18 protein-coding genes and 1 pseudogene are annotated in these 24,092 nt (G+C 71.8%); 7 read left to right on the top strand and 12 right to left on the bottom strand.

Annotation, left to right across the window (positions count from 1 at the left end):
- The first annotated feature begins 1 nt into the window (after position 1).
- The 5 genes from ACEZDE_RS30045 to ACEZDE_RS30025 all read left to right on the top strand — a co-directional run bounded on the left by ACEZDE_RS30045 (position 2) and on the right by ACEZDE_RS30025 (position 6,762).
- On the top strand, positions 2–754 hold the full coding sequence (locus ACEZDE_RS30045; protein WP_380542911.1) for a DUF3000 domain-containing protein: 753 nt from the start codon (positions 2–4) through the stop codon (positions 752–754).
- A gap of 218 nt (positions 755–972) precedes the next feature.
- A complete protein-coding gene (locus tag ACEZDE_RS30040) occupies positions 973–1,692 on the top strand; it encodes a LuxR C-terminal-related transcriptional regulator (protein ID WP_380542908.1) in 720 nt (239 codons plus the stop codon).
- Positions 1,693–1,813: 121 nt separating this feature from the next.
- Positions 1,814–3,151, top strand: coding sequence for an HRDC domain-containing protein (locus ACEZDE_RS30035; protein ID WP_380542905.1), 1,338 nt, complete (start codon positions 1,814–1,816; stop codon positions 3,149–3,151).
- Positions 3,152–3,409: 258 nt separating this feature from the next.
- Positions 3,410–4,630 (top strand): thiolase family protein, encoded by a 1,221-nt coding sequence (locus tag ACEZDE_RS30030; protein ID WP_380542902.1) that lies wholly within the window; start codon positions 3,410–3,412, stop codon positions 4,628–4,630.
- Entirely contained in the window at positions 4,630–6,762 is a 2,133-nt protein-coding gene (locus ACEZDE_RS30025) for a 3-hydroxyacyl-CoA dehydrogenase NAD-binding domain-containing protein (RefSeq protein WP_380542899.1), read from the top strand. Before ACEZDE_RS30030 ends, ACEZDE_RS30025 begins: the two co-directional genes overlap by 1 nt.
- A gap of 125 nt (positions 6,763–6,887) precedes the next feature.
- Here the strand turns inward: ACEZDE_RS30025 and ACEZDE_RS30020 are convergent, their stop codons facing one another.
- The 8 genes from ACEZDE_RS30020 to ACEZDE_RS29985 all read right to left on the bottom strand — a co-directional run bounded on the left by ACEZDE_RS30020 (position 6,888) and on the right by ACEZDE_RS29985 (position 17,150).
- Entirely contained in the window at positions 6,888–7,742 is an 855-nt protein-coding gene (locus tag ACEZDE_RS30020; RefSeq protein WP_380542896.1) for a class I SAM-dependent methyltransferase, read from the bottom strand.
- 24 nt (positions 7,743–7,766) lie between these two features.
- A complete protein-coding gene (locus ACEZDE_RS30015; RefSeq protein ID WP_380542893.1) occupies positions 7,767–8,588 on the bottom strand; it encodes a DsbA family protein in 822 nt (273 codons plus the stop codon).
- Between the two features lie 80 nt (positions 8,589–8,668).
- Positions 8,669–10,225 carry an ArnT family glycosyltransferase gene (locus tag ACEZDE_RS30010; RefSeq protein WP_380542890.1) on the bottom strand — a complete coding sequence of 519 codons (1,557 nt, stop codon included), beginning with the start codon at positions 10,223–10,225 and terminating at the stop codon, positions 8,669–8,671.
- A gap of 68 nt (positions 10,226–10,293) precedes the next feature.
- Complete coding sequence (gene dxs, locus ACEZDE_RS30005) at positions 10,294–12,201, bottom strand: 1-deoxy-D-xylulose-5-phosphate synthase (protein ID WP_380542887.1); 1,908 nt, start codon at positions 12,199–12,201, stop codon at positions 10,294–10,296.
- Positions 12,202–12,413: 212 nt separating this feature from the next.
- Positions 12,414–13,700: a sugar ABC transporter permease gene (locus ACEZDE_RS30000; RefSeq protein WP_380542884.1), complete on the bottom strand. Its 1,287-nt coding sequence runs from the start codon at positions 13,698–13,700 to the stop codon at positions 12,414–12,416.
- Positions 13,697–14,485, bottom strand: coding sequence for an ATP-binding cassette domain-containing protein (locus ACEZDE_RS29995; RefSeq protein ID WP_380542881.1), 789 nt, complete (start codon positions 14,483–14,485; stop codon positions 13,697–13,699). Before ACEZDE_RS29995 ends, ACEZDE_RS30000 begins: the two co-directional genes overlap by 4 nt.
- Positions 14,486–14,690: 205 nt before the next feature.
- A complete protein-coding gene (locus tag ACEZDE_RS29990; protein WP_380542878.1) occupies positions 14,691–15,809 on the bottom strand; it encodes a substrate-binding domain-containing protein in 1,119 nt (372 codons plus the stop codon).
- A gap of 120 nt (positions 15,810–15,929) precedes the next feature.
- A complete protein-coding gene (locus ACEZDE_RS29985) occupies positions 15,930–17,150 on the bottom strand; it encodes an ROK family transcriptional regulator (RefSeq protein WP_380542875.1) in 1,221 nt (406 codons plus the stop codon).
- A gap of 254 nt (positions 17,151–17,404) precedes the next feature.
- On the opposite strand from ACEZDE_RS29985, the pseudogene ACEZDE_RS29980 reads away from it, so the two are divergent.
- Positions 17,405–17,545 (top strand): annotated as a pseudogene (locus ACEZDE_RS29980) (TetR/AcrR family transcriptional regulator); the annotation flags it as partial.
- 196 nt (positions 17,546–17,741) lie between these two features.
- Positions 17,742–18,074, top strand: coding sequence for a hypothetical protein (locus tag ACEZDE_RS29975; RefSeq protein WP_380542872.1), 333 nt, complete (start codon positions 17,742–17,744; stop codon positions 18,072–18,074).
- Here ACEZDE_RS29975 and ACEZDE_RS29970 read toward each other — a convergent pair.
- The 4 genes from ACEZDE_RS29970 to ACEZDE_RS29955 form a co-directional block, all read right to left on the bottom strand.
- On the bottom strand, positions 18,062–18,784 hold the full coding sequence (locus ACEZDE_RS29970) for an IMP cyclohydrolase (RefSeq protein ID WP_380542869.1): 723 nt from the start codon (positions 18,782–18,784) through the stop codon (positions 18,062–18,064). The two genes, ACEZDE_RS29975 and ACEZDE_RS29970, sit on opposite strands and share 13 nt — an antisense overlap.
- A 65-nt stretch (positions 18,785–18,849) precedes the next feature.
- Positions 18,850–20,211 (bottom strand): glycoside hydrolase family 18 protein, encoded by a 1,362-nt coding sequence (locus tag ACEZDE_RS29965; protein ID WP_380542866.1) that lies wholly within the window; start codon positions 20,209–20,211, stop codon positions 18,850–18,852.
- Positions 20,212–20,376: 165 nt separating this feature from the next.
- Positions 20,377–23,085: an aconitate hydratase AcnA gene (gene acnA / locus ACEZDE_RS29960; protein WP_380542863.1), complete on the bottom strand. Its 2,709-nt coding sequence runs from the start codon at positions 23,083–23,085 to the stop codon at positions 20,377–20,379.
- 103 nt (positions 23,086–23,188) lie between these two features.
- A complete protein-coding gene (locus ACEZDE_RS29955) occupies positions 23,189–24,079 on the bottom strand; it encodes an aminoglycoside phosphotransferase family protein (RefSeq protein WP_380542860.1) in 891 nt (296 codons plus the stop codon).
- Positions 24,080–24,092: the final 13 nt, after the last annotated feature.

Raw genomic sequence — 24,092 nt, 5'->3', positions numbered from 1 at the left:
CATGGCAGTCAGTGGGAACCCAGCGAGCGAGGACGGAGCGCCCGGCGTTCCCCCGGCCTTCCGGGAGGCTGTCGAGGCGCTGCGGAGCGCGCGGCTCCGTCCGGAGATCGTGATCGGGGACACCCCGGCCCCCAGGAAGCTGGCCTCCTACGCCTTCGCGCTGACCGCGACGGTCGAGGTGGACGGCGAGGAGCTGGCGGACGGGCGGTTGGTGCTGCTGCACGAGCCGGGCGGCCACGAGGCGTGGAACGGCGAGTTCCGGCTGGTGTCGCTGGGCCGCGCCGAGCTGGAGCCGGAGATGGCCGACGACCCGCTGCTCGCCGAGGTCGGCTGGTCCTGGCTGACCGAGGGCCTCGACCAGCAGGGCGCCCGCTACACCGAGCCGAGCGGCACCGTCTCGCGCTGCTCCTCGCACTACTTCGGCGGGCTGGCCGAGCGGGAAACCTCGACCGAGATCGAGATCCGGGCCTCCTGGACGCCGCTGACCGGCGCGGGCTCGGGGCAGGGCTCGGGTCTGAGTACGAGTCCGGGCCCAGGGCAGGGCTCGGGCGCCGCGCCGGGCGGGCGCACGGGTGCGAGCGCCGGAGCGGGCAGGGGCGTCAGCGCCGGAGCGGGCTTCGCCGAGCACCTGCGCGCCTGGTGCGAGCTGCTGTGCCTGTGCGCGGGGCTGCCCCCCGCCCCCGCGGCGCCGGTGGCGTCCCCGGTGCCGGTCGGCGGCGTGGTGCCGATGCCGACCCGGCGGCGCCCGCTCTGACGTTCGGCGTGTCGATCGGTTTTGATCACTTTAGGGTGACTTACGCTCAGTCAAGAAGGTCAATATGAGCGTTGTGCCCGATTTGATACTCACTCAATCGTGATCTTTCGCTAAAGCCGGGCACGCATCATGCCGAAGCAGTCAGTGACCCTTTCCACACGAGGACCCCACCCCAGCTGCATCCGCCGGGTCCCCGCGCCACTCCCTCAGGAGGCCTGGTGTCTGTTCTTCTGGAGCACCCCGCAAACCTGGTCGCCTATCGTCCGACCAAGCCCACCGCGATGGTGGTCGTTGCCGACCCACGGGTACGCAGCACCGTCACCCGTCACCTCTGGGCACTGGGCGTTCGCGACGTGATCGAGGCTTCCTCCCTCGCCGAGGCCCGTCCCCGGGTCGGCACCCCCCGCGACATCTGCGTGGCCGATGTGCACCTCCCGGACGGCTCCGGGCTGGCGATCCTGGCCGAGACCAGGGCCGCGGGCTGGCCGAACGGCCTGGCCCTGTCCGCCGCCGACGACATCGGCGCCGTGCGGAGCGCACTGGCGAGCGGCGTCAAGGGGTACGTGGTCACCGGCACCCGGGTCAACACCGGCCTGCCGCAGCGGCCGGGGATGGCCGGGGCGCCCGGCCTGAACGGCCGCCAGCTGGCCGGGCACCTGCGCCGTCCCGGCCTCCCCGGCGCCCCGGGCAGCGCGCCCGGCGCCGCCCCGGGCGCCCCCGGGACTCCCCCGCCGCCCGCCTACCGCGAGCTCTCCGGCCGCGAGGTCGAGGTGCTGCGGCTGGTCGCCGAGGGGCAGTCCAACAAGGCCATCGGCGTCGCCATGGGCCTGTCGGCGCTGACGGTCAAGAGCCACCTGGCCCGGATCGCCCGCAAGCTGGGCACCGGCGACCGGGCCGGCATGGTCGCCGTCGCCCTGCGGACCGGAATCATCCACTAGTACGTCCCGCGCCCCACCGTCCGACGGAACGTTCCTCCTCCCCGTCGGGCGGCGGGGCGCAGCCGTGTCCACCGGCTCGTTGAGGGGCGGGCGAGGGGGCGTACGGGCGTAGGCTTGGCGCGTGACCGACGCCCCTGAAGCCACCGCCGACCGCCCTGAAGCCGTTGCAGCGCCCGCCGCCGTCCCCGATGCAGGTGGGGCCACCGGTGCGGTCGGTGTCGAGGAGGCGGCCGGTCCGGTCCCGCTGCTGGAGCCGCGCGAGGGCATCCCGCCGGTAGTGGCGGACGCGGAGGCGCTGGCCGAGATCGTGGCCCGGTTCGCGGCCGGGACCGGCCCGGTCGCCATCGACGCCGAGCGCGCCTCCGGCTACCGCTACGGGCAGCGCGCGTACCTGGTGCAGCTGCGCCGCGAGGGCGCGGGCAGCACCCTGATCGACCCGGTCGGCTGCCCCGACCTCTCCTCGCTCGGCGAGGCGCTGGCGGACACCGAGTGGGTGCTGCACGCCGCCACCCAGGACCTGCCCTGCCTGGCCGAGCTGGGCATGCGCCCGACCTCGCTGTTCGACACCGAGCTGGCCGGACGGATCGCGGGCTTCCCACGGGTGGGGCTCGGCCCGATGGTCGAGGGCGTGCTGGGCTTCATCCTGGAGAAGGGCCACTCCGCCGTCGACTGGTCCACCCGGCCGCTGCCCGACCCCTGGCTCCGCTACGCCGCGCTGGACGTCGAGGTGCTGGTGGACCTGCGCGACGCGCTGGAGCAGGAGCTGGCCGACCAGGGCAAGCTGGAGTGGGCCCGGCAGGAGTTCGCCGCGATCGTGGCCGCCGGACCGCCCGCGCCCCGGGTGGACCCGTGGCGGCGCACCTCCGGCGTGCACAAGGTGCGCCGCAGGCGGCAGCTGGCCGCGGTCAGGGAGCTGTGGCAGACCAGGGACCGGGTGGCCCGCGAGCGGGACATCTCCCCCGGCCGGATCCTCTCCGACGCCGCGATCGTGGCAGCCGCCCTGGCCATGCCGGTGAACCTGCCCGCGCTGCAGGCGCTGCCCGGCTTCGGGCCCCGGGTGCACCGCCGGGCGCTGGAGCAGTGGTTCGCCGCCCTGGACGCGGCCAGGGCCGTCCCCGAGGCGCAGCTGCCGCCGCCGTCCGCCCCGCACGAGGGCCCACCGCCGCCGCGTTCCTGGGCCGAGAAGGACCCGGTGGCCGCGGCCCGGCTGACCGCCGCCCGCGCCGCGGTCGGGGCGCTGGCCGAGTCGCTGAACCTGCCGCAGGAGAACCTGGTCTCGCCGGACCTGGTGCGCCGGGTGTGCTGGACCACGCCCGGCGACGGCGGCGCCGAGGCGGTCGGCGCCGCGCTGCGCGGGCTCGGCGCCCGCGCCTGGCAGGTGGAGCTGGCCGCCCCGGTGCTGGCCCGCGCCTTCGTCGAGGCGAGGACCGCCGCGCGGGCTCCGGGCGCCGGTTCCTGACCCTCGCCCCGAGGCGTTCCGGGCCCTCTCCCCGGCCTTCCCCGAGCCGTCCCGCGGCCTGCTCCGACTCCTCCCGGGCAGGTGACGCCGGACACTCCTGGCGCGCTGCGCCGGTTCGGTCTGGGCAACTTAGTTACTAGCGGGTAGCATCAGCTGAGTGTCGCCGCCGACGCGTGTTCCCGGCGGCCGACCGCACCGGTCCAGCTGGGCCGCCACGTCATTTGGGCCCCCACTTGGGGACTTGGGAGGAGAGCCACCGTGCCTCGTACCGCGAGGGACGTCGTCTTCGTCGACGGCGTCCGCACCCCGTTCGGCAAGGCCGGACCGAAGGGCATCTACGCGGAGACCCGCGCCGACGATCTGGTGATCAAGGCGATCCGCGAGCTGCTGCGCCGCAACCCGAGCCTGGACCCGGCCCGGGTGGACGAGGTCGCCATCGCCGCCACCACCCAGATCGGCGACCAGGGGCTGACCCTCGGCCGCAGCGCGGCGCTGCTCGCGGGGCTGCCCAAGTCGGTGCCCGGCTACTCCATCGACCGGATGTGCGCGGGCGCGATGACCGCCGCCACCTCGGTCGCCGGCGGCATCGCCTTCGGCGCCTACGACATCGCCATCGCCGGCGGCGTCGAGCACATGGGCCGCCACCCGATGGGCGAGGGCGTCGACCCCAACCCGCGCTTCCTGTCCGAGAAGGTCGTCGACGAGTCGGCGCTCTTCATGGGCATGACCGCGGAGAACCTGCACGACCGCTTCCCGCACCTGACCAAGGAGCGCTGCGACGCCTACGCCGTGCGCAGCCAGGAGAAGGCCGCGAAGGCGTACGCGAACAACAAGATCCAGCCCGACCTGGTGCCGGTCGCGGTGCGCCGCACCAACGAGGCCGCCGGGGAGACCGGCTGGGGCCTGGCCACGGTGGACGAGCCGATGCGTCCGGGCACCACGCTGGAGTCGCTGGCCGGGCTGAAGACCCCGTTCCGTCCGCACGGCCGGATCACCGCGGGCAACGCGGCCGGGCTGAACGACGGCGCGACGGCCTCGCTGCTCGCCGCCGAGGACGTGGCCCGCGAGCTGGGCCTGCCGGTCAAGATGCGGATGGTCTCCTACGCCTTCGTCGGCGTCGAGCCCGAGGTGATGGGCATCGGCCCGGTCCCGGCGACCGAGAAGGCGCTCCGCCAGGCCGGTCTGACGATCGGTGACATCGGCGCGTTCGAGATCAACGAGGCGTTCGCGATCCAGGTGCTGTCGATGCTGGACCACTTCGGCATCGCCGACGACGACGAGCGGGTCAACCCCTACGGCGGCGCGATCGCCTACGGCCACCCGCTGGCGTCCTCCGGCGTCCGGCTGATGACCCAGCTGGCGCGGCGCTTCGAGGAGCGCCCCGACGTCCGCTACGGCCTGACCTCGATGTGCATCGGCATGGGCATGGGCGGAACGGTCATCTGGGAGAACCCCAACTTTTCTGAGGGCGGCAAGTGATGACCGACACCACCACCGAGCTGCTGAAGCGCGCTCATGAGCTGTTCCCCGACGAGGTCGTGACCAGCGCCCACGTCCGCCACCTGGACCTGCCGCTCGGCGCCGGACGGCTCGCGCTGATCACGCTGGACAACGGCTTCGACCACACCAAGCCGACCACCTTCGGCCCCGGCTCGCTGGCGAAGCTGTCCGAGGCGCTGGACCAGGTCGAGGCCGAGGCCGCGGCGGGCTCGATCGCCGCCGTCGGCGTCACCGGCAAGCCGTTCATCTTCGCGGTCGGCGCCGACCTCAAGGGCGTCGAGGTGCTCAAGGAGCACAGCGACGCGCTGGCCATCGGCAAGGGCGGCCACGACGTCTTCAAGCGGATCGCCGCGCTGACCGTCCCCACCTTCGCCTTCTACAACGGCGCGGCGATGGGCGGCGGCGTCGAGATCGGGCTGCACTGCGACTACCGCACGGTCAGCACCGGCGTCCCGGCGTTCTCGCTGCCGGAGTGCTTCCTCGGCCTGGTGCCCGGCTGGGGCGGCTGCACCCTCCTGCCCAACCTGATCGGCCCGGCCAAGGCGATCACGGTCATCATCGAGAACTCGCTCTCGCAGAACCGCCAGCTCAAGGGCAAGCAGGTGTTCGACCTGGGCATCGCCGACGCGGTGTTCGCCCCGGCCGACTTCCTGGAGCAGTCGCTGCTCTGGACCGCGACCGTGCTCAAGGGCGAGACCGTGGTCGAGCGCCCCGAGATCGACCGCGGCGACGCCTGGGACGCCGCGGTGGCGCACGGGCGCGCCGTCGCCGACTCCAAGGTGCACGGCGCCGCCCCGGCCCCGTACCGGGCGCTGGACATCATCGCCGCGGCCAAGGACGGCGACGTGCAGGCGGGCTTCGACGCCGAGGACGCGGCGCTGGCCGACCTGATCATGGGCGGCGAGCTGCGCAGCGGCATCTACGCCTTCAACCTGGTGCAGAAGCGCGGCAAGCGCCCGGTCGGCGCGCCGGACAAGTCGCTGGCCCGTCCGGTCACCAAGGTCGGCGTGGTCGGCGCGGGCCTGATGGCCTCGCAGCTGGCGCTGCTGTTCGTGCGCAGGCTCAAGGTGCCGGTGGTGCTCACCGACATCGACCAGGAGCGGGTCGACAAGGGCGTGGGCTACGTCCACGCCGAGATCGACAAGCTGCTCGGCAAGGGCCGGCTCAACCAGGACACCGCCAACCGCTTCAAGGGCCTGGTCACCGGCTCGCTGGACAAGGCGGAGGCGTTCGGCGACGCGGACTTCGTGATCGAGGCGGTGTTCGAGGAGCTGGGCGTCAAGCGGCAGGTGTTCGCGGACGTCGAGGCCGTGGTCTCGCCGACCTGCATCCTGGCCACCAACACCTCCTCGCTGTCGGTCACCGAGATGGCCGCCGAGCTGAAGCACCCGGAGCGGGTCGTCGGCTTCCACTTCTTCAACCCGGTGGCGGTGCTGCCGCTGCTGGAGATCGTCCGGGGCGAGCGCACCGACGACGCCTCGCTGGCCACCGCGTTCGGGGTGTCGAAGCAGCTGAAGAAGACCGGCGTGCTGGTCAAGGACGCCCCGGCGTTCGTGGTCAACCGGATCCTGACCCGCTTCATGGGCGAGATCCAGCACGTCATCGACGAGGGCACGCCGATCGACGTGGTCGAGAAGGGCGTGGAGCCGCTGGGGCTGCCGATGTCGCCGATCGTGCTGATCGAGCTGGTCGGTCCCGCCATCGCGCTGCATGTGTCGGAGACGCTGCACGCGGCGTTCCCGGACAGGTTCTCGGTGTCCGAGAACCTGGCGCGGGTGGTCAAGGCCGGCAAGCGCGGGTTCTACACCTGGGCGTCGGGCCAGCAGGAGATCGACCCGGAGGTCGCCGCGCTGCTGCAGGTCGGCGACGTGGTGCTGACGCCGGAGCAGGTGCTGGACCGGGCGCTGACGGCGGTCGCCGAGGAGATCGCGCTGATGCTGGACGAGGGCGTCGTCGCCGAGGCCCAGGACGTCGACCTGTGCCTGATCACCGGCGCGGGCTGGCCGTTCCACCTGGGCGGGATCACCCCGTACCTGGACCGGAGCGGGGTCTCGGCCCGCGTCAACGGGAAGCCGTTCCTGGCGCCCGGCGTGGCCAGCGTTCCGGCGTAGTTGCCGGGGGCGGGGGCGCGGGGAACTTCAGCGCGGCCGGACGTGCACGTAAGTGCGTGGCCGGTCGCGCAGTTCCTCGCGCCCCTGAGGCAGTCACCTTCCGCCGGCCAGGCGGGACGCGGCGGTCAGAGCCGGACCGCGTGGACCAGGCCGCCGGGGCCCTCGTCGGCCCTGGGCTCGCTGGTGATGGGCCGGCCGTAGGCGGCGGCGCGTTCGCGCAGGGTGTGGGTCTCCGCGGCCCATCCGTGGGCGGCCAGCCAGGCGACCGGGTCCTCCGGCATCTCCGAGACCCACATCGACGCCGCCGTGCCCGCCGCGGCGTCCGCCCCGAAGCGGGACAGCACCCCGCGCGAGCCCAGGGTGAGGCCCATCCGGCTGCCCGGCGCGGACTGCTCGCCGACCAGCCCGACCAGCCGCTCCACCGCCTCCTCCGGGAGGTAGATCAGCAGGCCCTCGGCGATCCAGGCGGTCGGCCTGGTCCGGTCGTGCCCGGCGGCGGCCAGCGCCGCGGGCCAGTCCTCGCGCAGGTCCACCGGGACGGTGATCCGCTCGCAGCGCGGCACCGCCCGCTCCTGCCGCAGCACCGACTCCTTGAAGTCCAGCGGCTCGGCCGTGTCCACCTCGAACAGCCGGGTGCCCTCGGGCCAGTCCATCCGGAAGGCCCGGCTGTCCATCCCGGCCCCCAGCAGCACGACCTGCCGGACGCCGGCCGCGGCGGCCTGGTCCAGCAGGTCGTCCAGGAACCTGGTCCTGATGATGATCGAGAAGGCCACCCCGAGCCAGCGCCGCCGCGCGGCCTCGTCCCCGCGCTCCGGCCGCGGCGCGGACGGGTCGAAGCCGCCCGCGGTGGCGAAGGCCAGCGCCAGCGGGTCCCGGAACAGCGGGTCCTCCCGCGCGGTCTCCAGCGCCCGTACCCGGGCCACGCCGACGGCCGTGGCCCACACCCCGGACGGGGTGGCCCGTTCCTGTGCGTCAGTCATACCGGCAGCCTACGACGCGGTGGATCAGTTGCCCGACGGGGAGGACGACGGGGAGGCGGTGGGGGCGTTCTTGGCAGCCGCGAGCACCTCGGTGACCAGCTGCTCCGGCGTGGTCCGGGTGGTCCCGCCGACCAGGGTCGTCGCGGACGTGTCGTCCTGGTAGACCATCTTCATGGTCAGCACCGGCACCGCGCCCAGCTTCGCGGCGTCGAAGTCCTTGCTGGAGTCCTTGACCCAGACGTTGTGCGCGCCGCTGTCCACGCAGCTGCGGAACACGTCCGTGTCCAGCCCCTTGACCTTCTTGGCCAGCTTGGTCAGCGCCGCCTTGTCGGCGAAGGTGTCGGTCTGCTCGTCCGGCTGGTGCGCGAGCAGCACCTTGCGGTAGGCGGTGAAGTGCCCGGCGTCCTGGGCGCAGCCCAGCGCGTTGCCCGCGTTCAGCGAGCCGGTGCCGCCCTTGGCCGCGTCCACGCCGGCCACCTCGCGGTAGTAGATGTTGACCGCGCCCGCGGCGGTCAGCTGGGCCAGGGCCGCCGCGTAGGTCTGCGCGAAGGCGGCGCTGGCCGGGTCGCGCATGTCCTCGTACACGGTCAGCGTGACCGGGGGCTTGCCGCTGACCGGCACCGCGTAGCTGCTCGGGCCGCCGGCCGCGCTCGGCGGGGTGAGCTGCGTCGTCTTGTGGTTCCTGACCACCTCGCCGACCAGCCCGGCCAGCACGAAGACCACGGCCACCATCACCGCCGCGCTGAGCCAGCGCCGGGTGGAACCGCCGCGCTTCCGCATGCCGCCATCAGCGGCGTCCGGCCCGGGTGCCGCGTTCTGGTTCTTCTTGCCGACGGAGCGCTTCACTCGTGATCTCCTCAGGAATCCTGCAGCGGTGCAGCCGACAGAATGCCATGAAGCGGCAAGGAGCGTACGACCGGGGCCTCTTACCGAGGGGCCGGGCGGTCGGTCCTGAGCCGGTAGAAGACGGCGGTGCCGTCGCTCCCGATCCTGGTGTAGTGCGCCGCGAGCAGCGCGCGCAGCGGCTGGATGTAGCGGGGGGCGTACGGGGCGTTGCCGGACTCGTCGACGATCAGCACCGGCAGCCGGCGGTCCATCTCCGAGTCGAAGACCTTCCAGGAGCCGGGGACCGCCTGCTTCACCCCCACGCTGTTCGGCTCGCGCCCGCCGGCGAAGTTGGTCAGCAGCCCTGCGGTGAGGTAGCGGGTCGCCGGGGTCCGCCCTGACAGCCAGTAGACCTCCGGGTTCATCCCCCAGACCAGCACCGTCTCCTTCGGGGCGGTCTCCTCGGCGACGTCGGTGGCCACCGAGACCGAGTGCTGCAGCGGCTGGTGCGGCCAGGCGAAGCCGAGCCCGACGAAGACGGTCCCGGCCAGTGCGGTGTAGAGCAGCACCGGACGCCAGTTCGCCGCGCCCCGGGCCACCGCGCCGACCCCCAGCAGCACCAGCGGCGGGACCAGCTGCAGGTAGTAGTGGCCGAAGAAGTGGAAGCCGGTGATCACGCCCATGCCGGAGGCCCCGAGCCAGACCCAGAGGTCGGCGTCCTCGCGGACCCGGCGCCAGCGCCGGGCCAGCGGCACCAGCAGACCGAGCGCGGCGGACGCCAGGATCGCGGCGTTGCCGAAGGCCCGTTCCAGCATGGTCAGCCAGGCGCCGTCGAGCGAGGCGTAGTCGCTGCTGCCGGTGATCACCCAGAAGACGAAGTTGCGCACGCCGGTGGACAGCGCGATCACCAGCACCGGCAGCCCGAAGCCGAAGGCCAGCGCGGGCAGCGAGGTGCGCGGCCGTTCCCCGCCGTACCTGCGGGACTCCCTGCGGACCATCCAGAGCACCGCGAACAGCACCGCGCCGCCGGTCTGCTTGGTCAGCGCGGCGACCGCGGTGGCCGCCCCGGCCTGGGCCCAGCGGCGGTTCTGGGCGTACCAGAAGGCGGCGGCCGTGGCCGGCAGCATGAACACCTCGAAGGTCGCCGCCTGGCTGTCCTCGGGCGAGAGCCCGATCGAGACCAGCAGGTAGAGCACCCCGGCCGCGCCGCCGGCCCGGTTGCCCCAGCGCTGCCTGGCGATGGCCGCGAGCAGCACCGCGGTGCCCAGGTGCGCACCGATGGCGAGCACCCGCAGCGGCCACAGCGAGGAGGAGCCGAACAGCCAGAAGGCGCTCTCGTAGAGCCAGGGCAGCAGCGGCGGCTTGCGGTCCACGACGGTGTCGTAGAGCACCCCGCCGCCGGCCAGCATCCGGGCCTGGGAGGCCAGGAAGCCCTCGTCCGGGCTCCAGAACGGGCGGGCGAAGGACGGCAGCCGGGTGACCACCGCCAGCGCGCCCAGCAGCGGCACCAGGCGGGCCCAGTAGCCGGTGCGCAGCGCCTCGCGGGCCCGCGCCGCCAGCTCGCCCAGGGAGGTCGGGGCGAGCGGCAGCGCGACGGCGGAGCCGCCGCCCGAGCGGGTCAGCGGCCCTCGTCTGCGGTCGGACGGCTCATTGGACACAGGGATCACGCTACCCCGTGACCGCCGTCCCATCCCGGCGGGTGCCGAAGCGGGCGACTCCGCGCAGGTCAGACCGCGGGCTCGTTGGAGTCCTGCTTGGCGACGAACGCGGCGACCCGCTCGGCGACGGCGGGCGCGGTCAGCCCGATCTGCTCCAGGATCTCGTTCCGGGAGGCGTGGTCCAGGAACTCCTGCGGGATGCCGAAGTCGCGCAGCGGGACGTCCACGCCCGCGTCGCGCAGCGCCTGGGCGATCGTCGCGCCGACGCCGCCGACCCGGCCGTTGTCCTCGACCGTGACCACCAGCCGGTGCTCGGCGGCCAGGCCGGGCAGGGCCGGGTCGACCGGCTTGACCCAGCGCGGGTCGACCACGGTGCTGCTGATGCCGCGGGCGGCGAGCAGCTCGGCGACCTCAAGGCAGGTGGCGGCCATCGCGCCGACGGCCACCAGCAGCACGTCCGCGCGCACACGGCCGACCGGCTCGCCGCTGTCGCGGAGCACGTCCATGCCGCCGATCCGGCCCACCGCGGGGATGGCCGGGCCGACCGTGCCCTTGGAGTAGCGGACCACGGTGGGGGCGTCCTCGACCGCGACGGCCTCGCGCAGCTGGGCCCGGAGCTGGTCGGCGTCGCGCGGGGCGGCCAGTCGCAGTCCGGGGACGACCTGGAGGATGGACATGTCCCACATGCCGTTGTGGCTGGCGCCGTCGGTGCCGGTGACCCCGGCCCGGTCGAGTACGAAGGTGACCCCGCACTTGTGCAGGGCGACGTCCATGAGGACCTGGTCGAAGGCCCGGTTCAGGAAGGTCGCGTAGACCGCGACCACCGGGTGCAGCCCGCCGGTGGCCAGACCGGCCGCGCTGACCGCGGCGTGCTGCTCGGCGATGCCGACGTCGAAGATCCGCTCCGGGAACTCCTTGGCGAACGGGGCCAGGCCGACCGGGTGCAGCATCGCGGCGGTGATCGCGACCAGGTCACGCCGCTCGCGGCCGAGGGCGACCATCTCCTGGCCGAAGACCGAGGTCCAGTCCTGGCCCGCGGACTTCACCGGCAGGCCGGTGTCGGGGTGGATCACCCCCACGGCGTGGAAGCGGTCCTCCTCGTTCTGCTCGGCGGCGCGGTAGCCGCGGCCCTTCTGGGTCAGGCAGTGCACGATGACCGGGCCGCCGAAGCCCTTGGCGCGCTTCAGCGCGGACTCCAGCGCCTGGGTGTCGTGGCCGTCGATCGGGCCGATGTACTTCAGGCCCAGGTCCTCGAACATGCCCTGCGGGGCGATGAAGTCCTTGAGGCCCTTCTTGGCGCCGTGCAGGGTCTCGAAGATCTGCTGGCCGACCACCGGCGTGCGCTGCAGCGAGGCCTTGCCCCAGGACAGGAAGCGCTCGTAGCCCTGGGTGGTGCGCAGGGTGGCGAGGTGGTTGGCCATGCCGCCGATGGTGGGCGAGTAGGAGCGCTCGTTGTCGTTGACCACGATGATCAGCGGGCGGTCCTGGGCCTCGGCGATGTTGTTCAGCGCCTCCCAGGCCATGCCGCCGGTCAGCGCGCCGTCGCCGATCACCGCGACCACGTGCCGGTCGCCGTGCCCGTGCAGCTGGTTGGCCTTGGCCAGCCCGTCGGCGTAGCCCAGCACGGTCGAGGCATGCGAGTTCTCGATCACGTCGTGCGCCGACTCGGCCCGGGACGGGTACCCGGACAGACCGCCCTTGACCCGCAGCCGGGAGAAGTCCTGACGACCGGTGAGCAGCTTGTGCACATAGCTCTGGTGGCCGGTGTCGAAGAGGATCCGGTCCTTGGGCGAGTCGAACATCCGGTGCAGCGCGAGGGTCAGCTCGACCACGCCGAGGTTGGGGCCGAGGTGGCCGCCCGTCTTGGACACCTCCTCGACCAGGAAGCCCCTGATCTCCTCGGCCAGCACGGTGAGCTGGCCTGGGGTGAGCGGGTCCAGGTCGCGGGGTCCCCGAATGCGGGTCAGCAGGGCCACCCGTTCCTCCTTCGTCGTTCGACTCCGTCTCGAGCCGGGAGAGCTGAGTCTAGTGGGCGCGGACGTGCGACTGCCCGGCACCGTAGCGGTACGGTGCCGGGCAGTCGGTTTCCACCGGCCCCGGCCGGGGCGGACCTCCCCCTCGGAAGTCCGCCCCGTCCGGTCACGGCCGGGGGTACCGGTGCACGTGCTGTGCGTGTGGCGCGCCGCTGTCAGGCGCGACCGGCGGCCTTCTGGGTGCGGCGGGACAGCGAGTCGACGATCACGGCAGCAAGCAGCACCGCGCCGGTGATCATGTAGTTCGCGTCCTGGGTCAGACCCAGCAGGAACAGGCCGTAGTTGATGGACTCGATCACCAGCACACCGAGCAGTGCGGACCAGACCCGGCCCCGGCCGCCGAAGAGGCTGGTGCCGCCGATGACCGCGGCCGCGATGGCCATCATCAGGTTGTTCGGGTCGGCGCCGCTCTGGCCGGCCGCGTTGGTGGTACCGGCGAGCGCCAGACCGGCGAGCGCGGCGAAGGCGCCGGCGATGGCGAAGACCGAGATCCGGATCGCCGCGACGTTGATACCGGCTCGGCGGCTGGCCTCGATGTTGCCGCCGACCGCGAAGATCTTGCGGCCGAAGCCGGTGCGGCGGAGCACGAAGTCACAGATGATCAGCAGGGCCAGGAAGATCACCGTGGCGTCCGGGACGCCCTTGTCCTGGTTCAGGATGTAGGCGACGCCGAAGGCGCCGATCGCCAGCAGCACCACGCGCAGCGCGATCTCACTGGTGGGACGGAACGGGACCCCGGCCTTGCGGCGGCGGCCCTGCTCGATCAGGTTGCCGACCAGCATCGAGGCCACGCCGAGCCCGGCCAGGATGTAGCCGCCGGCCAGGTCGCCGTTCAGGAAGAACGCGCCGCCCTGCAGGTAGTGGTTCAGGCCGGTGTCCGGCAGGTTGATGGTGCCGGTGCTGCCGAGCAGCCACAGCATCACGCCCTGCCAGGCCAGGAAGCCGGCCAGGGTGACCACGAAGGCCGGGACGCCGAGCTTGGCGAAGACGGTGCCCTGCAGCGCGCCGATCACGGCGCCGGAGATCAGGGTCAGCAGGACCGCGAGCCAGGGGTTCAACCCGTGCTGTACCGACAGCACCGCGAAGATCGCGGCCGCCAGTCCGCTGACCGAGCCGACCGACAGGTCGATCTCCCCGAGCAGCAGCACGAAGACCAGGCCGATGCCCAGCAGGCCGATGCCCACCGCGTAGTACGCGATGTAGGTGGCGGTCGAGGCCTGGAGGTAGGTGCCGTCGTTGATGCTGAAGACGACCCAGATGATGATCAGGCCGATGACGACCGGCAGCGAGCCGAGCTCGCCGCCGCGCACCTTGCGCTTGAACTCGGTGAGGTAGCCCTTGAAGCCCTCTTCACGGACCAGCAGGCGCGGGTCGATGGCGGGGTCCACGGCGGGAGGGGCGGTGTCGATGCCCTTGCTCGTGTCGATGCTGTGCTTGCTCACTGGGAGGCCTCCGCCGTACGTGCCTGGCGTCGGGTCACCGCGTTGTCGGTGGCGCCGGTGATCGCGGCAATGATGGTTTCCTGGGTGCTCTGCGCAACGGTGAAGGTGCCGTTGTTCCGGCCGAGCCGCAGCACGGCGACGGTGTCCGCGACGGCGCGCACGTCGGCCATGTTGTGGCTGATCAGAATGACGCCGAGGTTGCGCTCACGGAGCCGCTCGACCAGGTCGAGGACCTGGGCGGTCTGCTCCACGCCGAGGGCGGCGGTGGGCTCGTCGAGGATGACGACCTTGGGGTCGCCGATCAGCGAGCGGGCGATGGCCACGACCTGGCGCTGGCCTCCGGAGAGGCTGGCGACCGGGATGCGGACGCTGGGGATGCGGATGGAGAGGGTGCTGAGCAGCTCCCGCGCCTTCTTCTCCATGCCGACCTCGTCCAGGACCCCGCGGTGGTGCAGCTCGCGACCCAGGTAGAGGTTGTTGACGACGTCCAGGTTGTCGCAGAGCGCCAGGTCCTGGTAGACGGTCGCGACGCCGAGGTGCTGCGCGTCCTGCGGCCGGTTGATGCTGACCGTGCGGCCCTCCCACTCGATGACGCCGTCATCGATGGGGTGGACCCCCGCGATCGTCTTGACCAGGGTCGACTTTCCCGCGCCGTTGTCGCCGACCAGTGCGACGACCTCTCCGGGATGGACCTCGAGCTCGACGTCCGTCAGTGCCTGGACGGCGCCGAACCGCTTGGAGACCCCGCGCAACGCCAGTACGGGTGCGCTTGTCACGTGAACCAACTCCTTAACCACCCGGTGCCTCGGGTGGGTTGCCGCGCCGTCCCGGGCGCAGACTCGTGCGGACCTGGGCAGGACCTGACGCTGAATCAGCTGACATGGTCCCGCGCCGAGCCCCGCGCGGGAATCCCCCCGGCTGTTCCGGAGCGGACACCCGCGCGGGGCGTAGCGGTGGCCCGGCGTCACCGACACCGGGCCACCGGGGGTACTACTTGATGCCGGCCGCGGTGCAGGCGGCGGCGAACTCCGAGGTGCAGATCTGGTCGACGGTGTAGAACTTGTCGGCGACGATCGTGGACTCGATGTTGGCCTTGGTGATCAGGACCGGGGTCAGCAGGTCGGAGGGGACGCTGTTGCCCGAGCCGTTGGTCTTGGTGGCGGTCGCGACGCTGGAGACGTCGGTGCCGTTCAGCAGGTCCACGGCGAGGGTGGCGGCCGCGTCGGCCTCCGGGGCGTACGCCTTGTAGATGGTGTACGCCTGGGTGCCGGCGATGATCCGCTGGATGGCGTCGAGCTGGGCGTCCTGGCCGCCGATCGGCAGCTTGGACAGGCCCGCGGTCTTCATCGAGGCGACGATACCGGCGGCCATGCCGTCGTTGGCCGAGTAGAAACCGGCGATGTTCTTCGCGCCGACCTTGGCGATACCGGCGGTGGCCTGCTGCGCGGCGACGGTCGGGTCCCACTTGCCGGACTCGTCGTAGGCGATGGTGAGCTTGCCCTTGACGGTCTCCTGGAAGCCCTTCTTGAAGTCGGCGGCGTTCGGGTCGGCCGAGTCGCCGTCGATCTCGATGATCTTGGCGGTCGGGACGGCCTTGGCGCCGAGGGCGTCCAGCAGGCCCTGGCCCTGGAGCTTGCCGACGGTCTCGTTGTCGAAGGACACGTAGGCGGAGACCGGGCCGGAGGCCAGACGGTCGTACGCCAGGACCTTGATGCCCTTGGCGGTCGCCTGCTGGATCGAGGACTGGATCTGGGTCGAGTCGACCGCGTCCACGATCAGGACCTTGGCGCCCTGGTTGATCGCGGTGGTGACCTGCTGGGCCTGGGTCGCGGCGGACGCGTTGGCGTTGTAGTACTTGACCTGCGCGTTCGGGGCCAGCTCCTTGATCTTGGCCTCGATCAGCGGCTTGTCGAAGGTCTCGTACCGGGTGGTCTTCGTCTCCGGCAGCAGCAGACCGATGATCTGGCTGCCGCCCGAGGCGGCGGAAGCGGTCGAAGAGGACGACGCCGACGAGGAGCTGCTGCTACCGGCCTTGCCACACGCAGCCATACCGAGGGCCATCGAGATCGCAGCGGTCGCGACCACGGTACGGCGAAGAGAAGTGTTCATCTGTGGGGTGCCTCCCTGACGCGGTCGCCACTTTGCGACCGAGGTGTCACGGAGTCAACATCGCTGGTGAGGCTGACGTCAATAAGTAAATCCTCAACACCCCGAATCCGAACCTTTTCGTTATCTTCCTGAAGGCACGACCGCAACCGAACGCTGGGAATCCCTACCCTCGGTCGCCGGCAATGCCCCAGAGTCACCCATCTCGGACATCACCAGCGCCAAGGCTCCAAGGACCTCGGCCCGGCCGCCCAGGGTGCCCGGGACCACCGAGAGCTGGCGTGCGGCGCTGGGGATGGCGTACCGCGCCACCGACTCCCGGATCGGGTCGAGCACCAGGTCACCGGCCTCGGCGAGGTCTCCGCCGAGGATCACCCGGCGCGGGTTCAGCAGGTTGCAGAGGTTCGCCACACCGGTGCCGATCTGCCGCCCGACGTCGGCCAGCACCCGGCGGCAGCCGAGGTCGCCGCGCTGGGCCAACTGGACCACCCGGGACAGCGTCAGGTCCGACCCGTGGCTGCTGGCCAGCAGGTTCAGGACATGGCGGGAGCCGACGAAGGTCTCCAGGCAGCCGCGGTTGCCGCAGCGGCAGACCGGGCCCGACTCGTCCAGGGTGATGTGGCCGATCTCGCCGGCCGTGCCGCCGGGGCCGCGGTAGATCTGCCCCGAGATCACCAGGCCCGCGCCGACGCCGCTGGCGACCTTGATGTAGGCCAGGTCGGACAGGCCGCGGCCGGCCCCCCAGACCAGTTCGCCGAGCGCGCCGAGGTTGGCGTCGTTGTCGACGTAGACGGGCATGCCGAGGCGGCTGGAGAGCTCGCGCCCGGGGGCGATCCCGGTCCAGCCGGGGAGGATCGCGGTGGAGCCCAGCGCGCCGGTCTCGCCGTCGATCGGGCCGGGGACGCCGAGGCCGACCCCGATCACCTTGTCGGTGCGGAAGCCGGTCTGCTCCAGCAGCCGGGCCACCAGCGTCTCGGCCCGGCCGAAGCCCTGGTCCGCCGAGGCGTCGGTGTCGATCGGCTCGCTCTCCTCGGCCAGCACCCGGTGGGCCAGGTTGCCCACCGCGACCCGGAGGTGGGAGTGGCCGAAGTCCACGCCCACCACGATCCCGGCGTCGGCGCTGAGCGAGACGCTGCGGGCCCGCCGTCCCCCGGAGGAGGTCGGCGTCACCACGACCGTGCCGACCTCTTTGAGCTCGCGGACGATATTGGACACCGTCGCGGCGGAGAGGCCGGTGGTCCTGGCGATCTCCGCCTGGGTGAGTGACCCTGCCATCCGGACCGCTCTGAGCACGCGCTCCAGATTGGCCCTGTGCAGAGAGGACTGCGATCCTGGCGTGTCCACCGACATGTTCTACCCTCCCGAGCCCTGGCGACCCGACCGTCCACCAGGACTCCGCCGCGTCATTGCGGCCGAGCTCACTACAACTTGTGAAGCCTAAGCTCAGCCAACCGGGTGTTCTCCCGTCAAGACTGAAGACAGATTGTTGCGAAACCTATGCCGCGAACGCGGACGAATCGGATGCTTCGCAGGCGGTCAAAGCCCTGGTCAGCGGACCTGCTCGCCAACGCCGTCCGGAATCCGGCAGAGTGTGCCCCATGCAAACCGCCGTACGCCGCCGTCCGGTCCAGCGCCGCAGCGTCGAACGCTTCGAGCGGATCCTCGACTCCTGCGCGGAGCTCCTGGACGACGTCGGCTACAGCGGGCTCACCACCAAGGAGGTGGCGCGGCGGGCGCGGGTGCCGATCGGCACCCTGTACCAGTTCTTCCCCGGGATGGACGGGCTGCTGCGGGCGCTGGCCCAGCGCAACCTGGACCACTTCACCGGCCGGCTAGCGCTCCGGGTCGAGGCCGAGCCGCCGCAGGACGTCGGGGCGCTGGTCGACCTGGCGGTCGAGGAGTACGTCGCGATGCACCGGAGCACCCCGGGCTTCGGTGTGGTCGACTTCGGCGGCGCGATGGCCGCGGGCGCGGAGCCGGACCGCGGAGCCGGACCGCGGGGCCGGCACCGGCGTCGGCGCACCGGGCCGCGCCGACGCCGCGGCGCTGGACGCCGTGCTGGGCGGCCGCTCGGCCGAGGGCGACCGGCTCTGGAGCGTCGCCACCGGCCTGCTCGCCGCCTCCCCGCGCCCGCACCCCCGGATCGCCCTGCGGATCGCCCTGGAGTGCGCCGGAGCCGTCCTCCGGCTGGCCTTCCAGCACGACCCCGAGGGGGACCCGGCCCTGATCGCCGAGTGCAGGCTGCTGATCCGCGGCTACCTCGCCTGACGGATCTCCGCCTCGGGCAGCCGTCCCGGTTCGAACACCGCCGCCGCGACCCGCAGCCGGGCGTCCAGGCGGTCCCAGAGCTGGTCGAGCAGCTCGCCGGGGCCGGCCGCCGCAGTGCGGAACTCGGCGTAGGGCTCCCCGGTGGCCACCTCGACGCCGTCCGAACGGTACGTGGTCATCAGCACCCCCTCCCCCGCCCGCAGGCCCTCGACCCGAAGCGTCATCCGGTCGGTCGCGGCACGTCCCGCGGCGCTGCGCCGGGCCGCGCCGAACCAGACCGCGCCGTCCCCGACCGCGCCGTTCTCGACCACGGCGGTGAGCCGGGGCGTGAAGATCGGCGGGTCCGGCTCGTAGTCCAGGCCGTCCAGTGCCTCGGCTGGCCGCAGGCCCGCCGCCAGCCGCGCGGCGACGGCGCCGACCTGCTCGCCGTTGCCGAACACCAGGCAGTCGGCGCTCTCCCGCACCGCGGTGTAGTGCCGCAGGCTGTCGTGACCGGTCGGTGCGGTTGGAGCGGTCGGACTGGTCGGAGCGGTCGGAGCCACCGTCAGTTCCCCTGCGGGGCCCCGGCGCAGTTCCCTGGCCCGGGAGGCGCCGCTGCGCCCGGTGAGGAAGTAGCCGCCGCTCAGGACGCCGTCCGCGGTCCGGCAGCAGAGCACGCCGCGCCCGGGGTAGGGGTTTCCGGTCAGCAGTTCGGTCAACTCCGGGATCATGCCGCCATCATGGCGGACGCCCGCCGCGGGGGGCACGGCGGGCGTCGGGAAGGGGTGATGCCGGGTCAGTAGCCGGTGTTCAGGCCCTTGTCCAGGGCGGCGACCTCGTCGCCGGTGCTGGTGTCGTTGTCCAGGGACCAGGCCATCACGCCGCCCAGGCCGAGGTCGCGGACGTAGGCGCCCTTGTCCCTGAGCACCTGGGGGGTGTCGTAGCTGTAGAAGGACTGGCTGGCCGCGTCGTACTTGGTGGTGGCGCCGGTGGTCCGGTTGAAGGTGACCGTGCCGGGGGTGTTCACCAGGACGTTGTACGGGATGCTGCCGAGGGTGCCGGTGGCGGGCTGGTAGAGGCCGTTGTTCTTCGGGCCGACCCCGCTCCAGCCGTAGCCGTAGAGCGGCGTGCCGAGGACGATCTTCTTCGCCGGGACGCCGTGCTTCAGGTAGTCGACCAGGACGCTGTCGATGTTGTAGTTCAGGTCCGCGGCCTTGGCCGGGTCCTTGGGGTCGCCGTGCAGGTTCGCGGCGTTGTTGGTCGGGCCGGTCGGCTCCCAGCTGCCGTGGAAGTCGTAGGCCATCAGGTTGAACCAGTCCACCGACTTCGCGGCCTTGGACAGTTCGAGCTGGGCGACCTTCGGCCGGCCGGCCGAGGTGTCGGCGGTGAGCAGGTAGTGCTTGTGGGTCTGCTTGCCCAGCGCGTCCAGCTGCTTGCGGAACTCCTGGAGCAGCAGCGTGAAGTTGTGGCCGTCCTGCGGGCTGGCCTGGTTGCCGTCGGCGCCGCCGCCGCCCGGGTACTCCCAGTCGATGTCGATGCCGTCGAAGATCCCGGCCGCCGCGCCCTGGCCGCCGTTGACGCCGTCCAGCACCGGCAGGTCGCCCTTGATGAACTGGTCGATGCAGGAGGAGACCAGCTTCGCCCGGGAGGCCGGGGTGGCCGCCGCGCTGGAGAAGTAGGTGGACCAGGACCAGCCGCCCAGGGTGATCATCGGGTGCAGCTGCGGGTACTTCGCCTTGAGCTCGCGGAGCTGGTTGAAGTTGCCCTTCAGCGGCTGGTCAGCGGTGTCGGCAACGCCGTTGACGGCCTCGTCCGCGCCGACCGGGCGCTGGTAGTCGGCCCAGGCGTCGCCCTGGCCGGCCTCGTTGGCCTCGAAGCAGGTGCCGTCCGCGCCGACGTTGCCGAACGCGTAGTTGAGTGTGGTGAGCTTGGCGGCCTGGCCGCTGGTGTCGACCTTCTTGGCGGAGAAGCCGCTGTAGATCGACCACTGGGTGAAGAAGCCGACCCGCTGGCCGACAAGGTGCTTGGCTGAGTGGCTGGGAAAGCCGGGGAAGCCGTGGGCGGAGGCGCTCGGGCCGGCGGCGAGAACCGTGCCGGTGGCGAGCGCGAGGACGGAGATCAGCCCGGTGGCCTTGCGGCCGGAAACGGACGAACGCATGAGCGACCCTCTCAGGGGGTGAGCAGCGCAAAATTGGTCTGGACCAAGTGAAGAACAGGTATAGGCCAATCACGCACTCAGCACAAGAGGCGAACGGGAAACGGCTGTGCCCCCGCTCGTCGCGAGCGGGGGCACAGCCGTCTGACTTTCCGTCAAGCCGCTTGACTACTTGGCGATCAGCGACCGCAGCACGTACTGCAGGATGCCGCCGTTGCGGTAGTAGTCGGCCTCACCGGGGGTGTCGATCCGCACCTTGGCGTCGAACTCGACGTCGCCCGCCTTGACCTTGACGGTCTCCGGGATGCCGCCGTCGTTCAGCGCGGTGACGCCGGTGACCGAGAAGGTCTCCTCGCCGGTCAGGCCCAGCGAGTCGGCCGTGGCGCCCTCCGGGAACTGCAGCGGGAGGACACCCATGCCAATCAGGTTCGAGCGGTGGATCCGCTCGTACGACTCGGCCACGACGGCCTTGACGCCCAGCAGCGCGGTGCCCTTGGCGGCCCAGTCGCGGGAGGAGCCGGAGCCGTACTCCTTGCCCGCCAGGATCACCAGCGGGGTGCCCGCGGCCTGGTAGTTCTGCGCGGCGTCGTAGATGAACGACACCGGCGCGTCGGCCTGGGTGAAGTCGCGGGTGTAGCCGCCCTCGGTGCCCGGCGCGATCTGGTTGCGCAGCCGGATGTTGGCGAAGGTCCCGCGGATCATCACCTCGTGGTTGCCGCGGCGCGAGCCGTACGAGTTGAAGTCGCGCTTCTCCACGCCGTGCTCGGTGAGGTACTGCGCGGCCGGGGTGCCCGGCTTGATGTTGCCGGCCGGGGAGATGTGGTCGGTGGTGACCGAGTCGCCCAGCTTGGCCAGCACCCGGGCGCCGGCGATGTCGGTGACCGGGCTCGGCTCGTGCGCCATGCCCTCGAAGTACGGGGGCTTCCGGACGTAGGTGGACTCGCCGTCCCACTCGAAGGTGTCGCCGGTGGGGATCGGCAGCGACTGCCAGCGCTGGTCGCCCGCGAAGACGTCCGCGTAGTCCTTGCTGAACATGTCCTGGTCGATCGAGGAGGCCACGACGTCGGCGATCTCCTGCTCGGTCGGCCAGATGTCGGCCAGGTAGACCGGCTTGCCCTCGGCGTCGGTGCCCAGCGCGTCCCGGGTGATGTCGACGTTCATGTTGCCCGCGATGGCGTAGGCGACCACCAGCGGCGGCGAGGCCAGGTAGTTCATCTTGACGTCGGGGTTGATCCGGCCCTCGAAGTTGCGGTTGCCGGAGAGCACCGAGACCGCGGCCAGGTCGTGCTCGTTGATCGCGGCCGAGACCTCCTCGATCAGCGGGCCGGAGTTGCCGATGCAGGTGACGCAGCCGTAACCGACCAGGTCGAAGCCCAGCTTCTCCATGTAGGGGACCAGGCCGGCCTTCTCGTAGTAGTCCATGACCACCTTGGACCCGGGGGCCAGCGTGGTCTTGACCCACGGCTTGGCGTGCAGCCCGCGCTCCACCGCCTTCTTGGCGAGCAGGGCCGCGCCCAGCATCACCGAGGGGTTGGAGGTATTGGTGCAGGAGGTGATCGAGGCGATCACCACCGCGCCGTTGTCGATCTCGTAGGTCGAGCCGTCGGCGGCGGTGACCACGGTCGGCTGGTGGAAGCCGTTGGTGACGGCCGGGGAGTCGGAGGCCGGGAAGGACTCCTTGCCGGACTCGTCGTCCACCGCGATGTAGTCGCGCACCGCGTGCCGGAAGCGCTCGGCGGCCTCGGCCAGCACCACCCGGTCCTGCGGGCGCTTCGGCCCGGCGATGGAGGGGACGACGGTGGCCAGGTCCAGCTCGATGTACTCGGAGTAGACCGGCTCGACCGACGGGTCGTGCCACAGGCCCTGGGCCTTGGCGTACGCCTCGACCAGGGCGAGCTGCTGCTCGCTGCGGCCGGTCAGCTTCAGGTAGGAGATGGTCTCCGCGTCGATCGGGAAGATCGCGCAGGTGGAGCCGAACTCCGGCGACATGTTGCCGATGGTGGCGCGGTTGGCGAGCGGGATCGAGCTGACGCCCTCGCCGTAGAACTCCACGAACTTGCCGACCACGCCGTGCTTGCGCAGCATCTCGGTGATGGTCAGCACCAGGTCGGTGGCGGTGGCCCCGGCCGGCAGCGCGCCGTTCAGCTTGAAGCCGACCACCCGCGGGATCAGCATGGAGACCGGCTGGCCCAGCATCGCGGCCTCGGCCTCGATGCCGCCGACGCCCCAGCCCAGCACGCCCAGGCCGTTGACCATGGTGGTGTGCGAGTCGGTGCCGACGCAGGTGTCGGGGTAGGCCTGGCCACCCCGGACCATGACCGTGCGGGCCAGGTGCTCGATGTTGACCTGGTGCACGATGCCGGTGCCCGGCGGGACCACCTTGAACTCGTCGAACGCGGTCTGGCCCCAGCGCAGGAACTGGTAGCGCTCCTTGTTGCGGCCGTACTCGATCTCGACGTTCTGCGAGAAGGAGTCCTTGGTGCCGAACTTGTCGGCGATGACCGAGTGGTCGATGACCAGCTCGGCCGGGGCCAGCGGGTTGATCTTGGCCGGGTCGCCGCCCAGCTCCTTCACGGCCTCGCGCATGGTCGCCAGGTCGACGACGCAGGGGACGCCGGTGAAGTCCTGCATGATCACCCGGGCGGGCGTGAACTGGATCTCCTGGTTGGGCTGGGCGGTGGCGTCCCAGCCGCCGAGCGCGCGGATGTGGTCGGCGGTGATGTTCGCGCCGTCCTCCGTCCGGAGCAGGTTCTCCAGGAGCACCTTCAGGCTGTAGGGAAGGCGCGCGGCGCCCTCGACCTTGTCCAGCTTGAAGATCTCGTACGACTCGTCGCCCACCTGCAGCGAGCTGCGGGCGTCGAAGCTGTTGGCGGACACGACTGTCTCCCTGAGTGTCTTACCGAGGATATCTTGATGTCGAGATAACCATAGTGCATCGTGCCGGGGCATGCGACGCGCCACCCCCCTGGGGACGCGCCCGTCACCGCGTCGACTCCAGGATGCGGTCGAGTGTCCGGCGTCCCGTTCCGCTCATCGTCGGATTGCTCTCGACGTAGTACCAGACCAGGCCCATCGCCTGTTCGAAGGCCCAGGCCTTGCCGCGCTCCCACTCCAGGTCGTCGCAGGCCAGGGCCCGCCGGAGGACGTCCCTCGGGCCCGGCCGCAACAGGTGCCAGGCGCCGACCAGATCCAGCGCGGGGTCGGCCGGGCCGAAGCCCCCGGTGTCAAGTACGCCGCTGAGCCGGTCCCCGCTGACCAGTACGTTGCCGGGGATCAGGTCACCGTGGCTCATCACGTCGGCGGCCGTGCGCGGCAACTCCCGGAGGCGGAGCCAGAGCCGGCGCAGCCGGGGCACGTCGAGCAGCCCCCTGCTCTCCGCGAAGCACTTCGCCATCCAGTCGTCGTGGTCGGCGAGAACGCCGCCGCGGTTCCCGCCGCTGAAACGCCGCCCCCGGGTATCGGCGTTTCGCAGGGCTGCGATGAAGGCCGCGAGGTCCTCGGCGAAGGCGTCCGACCCGCTCGGGTCGGCATCCGCGGCGACCGTGCCCGGCAGCCAGGTCTGGACCGACCAGGGCATGGGGTAACCCGGTCCGGGCCTTCCCAGGGCCACGGGCTCCGGAACCGGGAACCGGGACACCTGCGCCAGCTCCGCGCTCGCTCGGGCCTCCCGTTCCAGAACCGCCAGCGCCTGCGCGGCATCGGTCAGGCGCAGCGGGAAACGCGCGGAGAGGTCGTCCCCGATCCGGAAGACGGCATGGACCGTCCCGGCGGTCGACAGCGGTCGGACCGCCTTGCCGCTCCACTGCGGGAACTGCCCCCGGATCAAGGCCGCGACGATGTCGGCGGTCACGTCCACCTGGTCACTGTGCATGGTCAATCTCGCA

This window comes from Streptacidiphilus cavernicola (assembly GCF_042510955.1).
In the GTDB taxonomy this organism is placed as follows: Bacteria; Actinomycetota; Actinomycetes; order Streptomycetales; family Streptomycetaceae; genus Streptacidiphilus; species Streptacidiphilus cavernicola.
The sequence above is the reverse complement of the archived record's forward strand: the minus strand, read 5'-3'. Positions and strand labels throughout refer to the sequence as shown.